Genomic DNA, 460 nt, shown 5'->3' with positions numbered 1-460 from the left:
GAGGTGATGCTTTTATCGGGAACACCATCACGCCCTGCAGCAACCGCACCACGGGTGACGTTAACGGTTTTTTCTTTTGTCAACAAAAGAGAGTGAATATCGGCAATGGGAGAATTGTAGCTTTTAAAGGTAAAGCTTGTTTTGCCTTTTGGGGGCGCAAAAATATGCGTTTCGCTAGGAACAACGCTTGTCGAAAAGTCTTCCCGTTCTTCATGGCGCAAAGCGGCAAGGCGTTTGCGCTTAAAACCGTTGATATTGGCTTCTCCTTCTTGAATGCTAAAGACTTGGCAACCATTATTTGGTCCTAATGCGCTCACACGGCATCCATTGACGATATAATGTCCATGCGCACGGCCGTAAGTGGCAATGGCTTGCCTGGCTGGTTCAAGCAGAGAGGGGGCTTTTTGGTCAATGAGAATACCCACTTGCAAGATAAAAACGGGCAAGAACGGGCAGGCTT

1 protein-coding gene is annotated in these 460 nt (G+C 47.8%); it reads right to left on the bottom strand.

Annotated features, from left to right (window positions below; all coding sequences use genetic code 11):
• A partial coding sequence (locus J7R10_RS08675; protein WP_208436471.1) for a DUF4815 domain-containing protein occupies positions 1–460 on the bottom strand: 460 nt, incomplete at both ends.

It is taken from the genome of Bartonella vinsonii subsp. berkhoffii ATCC 51672, assembly GCF_902825225.1.
Taxonomy (GTDB): Bacteria; Pseudomonadota; Alphaproteobacteria; order Rhizobiales; family Rhizobiaceae; genus Bartonella; species Bartonella berkhoffii.
This window is presented reverse-complemented; position numbering and strand designations above follow the sequence as displayed.